This window comes from Sphingomonas sp. LH128, assembly GCF_000293195.2.
Taxonomy (GTDB): domain Bacteria; phylum Pseudomonadota; class Alphaproteobacteria; order Sphingomonadales; family Sphingomonadaceae; genus Novosphingobium; species Novosphingobium resinovorum_A.
Window position 1 is genome coordinate 1 of the sequence record NZ_ALVC01000347.1, and the last position, 4,042, is coordinate 4,042.

Consider the following 4,042-nt stretch of genomic DNA (forward strand, 5'->3'; position numbering starts at 1 on the left):
GCGGTGTAACCTTGTGCGGCCGTGGAGGTTCGGGCGGGACGTGGGAGTAATCTATCGGAGCGGGCGGTCTGTAGGAAAGCGGGCGAGCCGTAAGCGCCCCGTTGCACATCTTGTGTATCCTCCCTGTTGCGAAGCAATGGGGAGGGGGACCGCTCGCGTAGCGAGTGGTGGAGGGGGAGGAACCCCTCCGTCAGCCCTGCGGGCTGCCACCTCCCCATCGCTGCGCGACAGGGAGGATATATGGCAACTTTCTACCCATTCCTGCCATCGGGGTCATCGTTCGCACGCCCCGATAACCACAAACGGTCCAACCCCAAAATGTCCCCGCGCACCAGGCACGGGGCGCCGCGACCTCAGCCCCGCTTGAGCTGCGTCACGTCGCGCACCGCGCCCTTCGAGGCGCTGGTGGTCATCGCCGCGTAAGCCTGTAGCGCCGCCGAAACCTTGCGCGGGCGCGGGTGCACCGGCGACCATGCATCGGCGCCGCGCGCCTCCTGCTGCGAACGGCGGTGCGCCATGACCTCGTCCGAGATCATCAGGTTGATGGTGCGGCCGGGGATGTCGATCTCGATCGTGTCGCCGTTCTCGACCAGCCCGATCTCGCCGCCTTCCGCCGCTTCGGGCGAGGCGTGGCCGATCGAGAGGCCCGAAGTGCCGCCCGAGAAGCGCCCGTCCGTCAGCAGCGCACACGCCTTCCCAAGTCCCTTCGACTTGAGGTAGCTGGTGGGGTAGAGCATTTCCTGCATGCCCGGCCCGCCGCGCGGTCCTTCGTAGCGGATGACCACGACGGTTTCCGCCACGACTTCGCCGCCAAGAATGCCCGCGACCGCTGCGTCCTGCGATTCGTAGACGCGCGCGGTGCCGGTGAACTTGAGGATGCTGTCGTCCACGCCCGCCGTCTTCACGATGCAGCCGTCGCGCGCGATGTTACCGTAGAGCACCGCGATGCCGCCGTCCTGGCTGAAGGCGTGCTCCTTGGAGCGGATGACGCCGTTCTCGCGGTCGAGGTCGAGTTCCTTCCAGCGCGCCGACTGGCTGAACGCGGTCTGCGTCGGCACGCCGCCGGGCGCGGCCTTGTAGAATTCCTGGACCGAAGCCTCGGTGGTACGGCTGGTGTCCCAGCGCTCGATCGCCTCGCCCAGCGTGCGGGTGTGGACGGTCGGCAGGTCGGTGTGGAGCAGGCCCGCCCGCTCCAGCTGGCCGAGGATCGCGTAGATGCCGCCGGCGCGGTGGACGTCCTCCATGTGGACGTCGGCCTTGGCCGGAGCGACCTTCGACAGGCACGGCACCTGACGGCTCAGGCGGTCGATGTCGGCCATGGTGAAGTCCACGCCCGCCTCGTGCGCGGCAGCCAGCAGGTGCAGCACGGTGTTGGTCGAGCCGCCCATCGCGATGTCGAGGCTCATGGCGTTCTCGAACGCCTCGAAGCTGGCGATGTTGCGCGGCAGCACGGAGGCATCGTCCTGCTCATAATAGCGCTGGCACATGTCCACCGCGACGCGGCCCGCCTCCAGGAACAGGCGCTCGCGGTCCGAGTGAGTCGCCAGCGTCGAGCCGTTGCCCGGCAGCGAGAGGCCCAGCGCTTCGGTCAGGCAGTTCATCGAATTCGCGGTGAACATGCCCGAGCACGAACCGCAAGTCGGGCAGGCCGAGCGCTCGATCGTCTTCACTTCCTCGTCTGTGTAGCTCTCGTCGGCGGCGGCGACCATCGCGTCGACCAGATCGAGCGCATGTTCCTTGCCGCGCAGCACCACCTTGCCCGCCTCCATCGGCCCGCCCGAGACGAACACGGCCGGGATGTTGAGGCGCATCGCGGCCATCAGCATGCCCGGCGTGATCTTGTCGCAGTTGGAGATGCAGACCATCGCGTCGGCGCAGTGGGCGTTGACCATGTACTCGACGCTGTCGGCGATGAGGTCGCGGCTGGGCAGCGAATAGAGCATGCCGTCGTGGCCCATGGCGATGCCGTCATCGACCGCGATGGTGTTGAATTCCTTGGCGACGCCGCCCGCCGCCTCGATCTCGCGGGCAACCAGCTGGCCCAGATCCTTGAGGTGGACGTGGCCGGGGACGAACTGGGTGAACGAGTTCACCACCGCGACGATCGGCTTGCCGAAGTCCCCGTCCTTCATGCCAGTCGCGCGCCAGAGCCCGCGCGCACCCGCCATGTTGCGGCCGTGAGTGGAGGTGCGTGAACGAAGGGCGGGCATTGTCGGAACTCCAGCAGTCATGGGCGCGGGTTTTCGCGCTGTGTTGGAGCCGCCCCTACACGGTGATTGATTTCAATTCAACGTGAGTTTTTGCAATTATATTTCTTCGAACATTCGTCATCCCAGCGAAGGCTGGGATGACGGGAGTTGGCCGACTACCGCCGCGCAGAGCCGCGTCATCACGTCGGCCCACTCCGCCTGTCCCGCTTCCTCGGCGATGAGGTCCTGCCGGATCTCGATGCTGAGATAAGGCAGCCCGTTAGGCTCGGCATGGCGGTTCATCGATGCGTTGAGCAGCTTGCCCGAATACGGCTCCTGATCGCCGGTGACAAAGCCCTGCGCCTCCAGCCAGGGAATGGCGATGCGCGCGGCGCGCTCGTCCTGGTTGTAGAGGACGCCGACCTGCCATGGGCGCGGCTTTGTGCAGGTGGCGAGGCCCGGCGTGAAGCTGTGCAGCGACAGGATCAGCGCCGGAGGCGTCTCCCGCAACTGCGCCGCGAGTGCGTGGTGATAGGGATCGAACAGCCGGTCAACCCGGGCTTGGCGCTCCTCCTTCGTGAGGACGTTGCCGGGGATGAGGTAGCCGTCGCTGATTTCAGGCATCATGCCGGGGACGTCATGAGTGCGGTTGAAGTCGCAGACGAGGCGGCTGACGTTGCCGAGCCAAGCGGCGGTACCGGCTTCGACCATGCGTTCGGCGATGGCGGCGACGCCGATGTCGATGGCGATATGCTCGTCGAGCAGCGCGTCCTCTATGCCGAGGTCGATGTCATCCGGCACGCGGTTGGAGGCATGGTCCGATACGACCAGGACGCCGCCCGAAACGGGCGTGCCGAGCAGGCGGTGGTATTCGGTTTCCAAGTCTGCCTCCGAAGGTTGCGCGCCGCGACCTTACCGCAACTTGCCCGCCATTTTCCACCAGTGGGGTTGAGTTTCGGCCAGCTTATCCCACGCCGCCTGCAATTGCGCCTCGCTGTCGTAAAGCGCAAAGCATGTCGCGCCCGAGCCCGACATGCGGGCGAGGAACGGCTCGGTCGCCCGCAAAGCTGCCAGCATATCGGCCACGACGGGGCAGATCGCGATGGCCGGAGCCTCTAGATCGTTGCGGCCTTCCAGTGCAATCCGGCGGACGGAGCCGATGGGCATCTCGCCGCGATCGACGCCGTCCCAGGCCTTGAACACCGGCCCGGTAGGCACGCCCACGCGCGGGTTCACGAGCAGGACCGGGGTGCCGGTGAGGTCACTCTCGACGGGCTGGAGATCGGTGCCGGTGCCGGTGCCGATGCAGGTGGTGGACAGGACGCAGGCGGGCACGTCGGCGCCCAGCCTCGCAGCGCGCGTCTGCCAGTCGCCTGGAAGGCCCGCGCTGCGCTCCACCATGCGGAACACCGCGCCCGCGTCGGCCGATCCGCCGCCGAGACCCGCCGCGACGGGAAGGCGCTTTTCGAGATCGACGGCCCAGCCTTTTCCGTGCGGCAATGCAGACAGCGCCTTGGCGACGATGTTGCCGAACGGGTCGTCGATCTTGGCGGCGAACTCGCCATGGGTGGAGAGGCTGTCGGCGTCGGCGAGGGAGCCGCTCAGCCGGTCGCCGTCATCGACGAAGGCGAACAGCGTTTCGAGTTCGTGATACCCGTCCTCACGGCGACGACGAACATGCAGCGCGAGGTTGATCTTGGCATAGGCGGTTTCGTTCACACGCCATCCTCCCCCGGTGGGGGAGGGGGACCATCCGCAGGATGGTGGAGGGGCACAGGCCGCGCCTCCTGCCCCCGCCGCAAGCGCTCCCGGCAGACCTCGACAATGCGCACAACCGCCACGTTCACGTCCTC

3 protein-coding genes are annotated in these 4,042 nt (G+C 67.0%); all 3 read right to left on the reverse strand.

Annotated features, from left to right (window positions below; translation table 11 throughout):
• Positions 1-353 precede the first annotated feature (353 nt).
• The gene (gene ilvD / locus LH128_RS24345; RefSeq protein WP_008832346.1) at positions 354-2,210 is read right to left on the reverse strand and encodes a dihydroxy-acid dehydratase; all 1,857 of its coding nucleotides are present in this window, start codon (positions 2,208-2,210) and stop codon (positions 354-356) included.
• 117 nt (positions 2,211-2,327) lie between these two features.
• Complete coding sequence (locus LH128_RS24350; protein ID WP_008832347.1) at positions 2,328-3,071, reverse strand: N-formylglutamate amidohydrolase; 744 nt, start codon at positions 3,069-3,071, stop codon at positions 2,328-2,330.
• A gap of 30 nt (positions 3,072-3,101) precedes the next feature.
• Entirely contained in the window at positions 3,102-3,908 is an 807-nt protein-coding gene (locus LH128_RS24355) for a 4-(cytidine 5'-diphospho)-2-C-methyl-D-erythritol kinase (protein WP_008832348.1), read from the reverse strand.
• Positions 3,909-4,042 lie beyond the last annotated feature (134 nt).

Excerpts from the sequence above, each read along its gene's own strand:
- ilvD (WP_008832346.1), bottom strand. The coding sequence starts at position 2,210 with ATGCCCGCCCTTCGTTCACGCACCTCCACTCACGGCCGCAACATGGCG.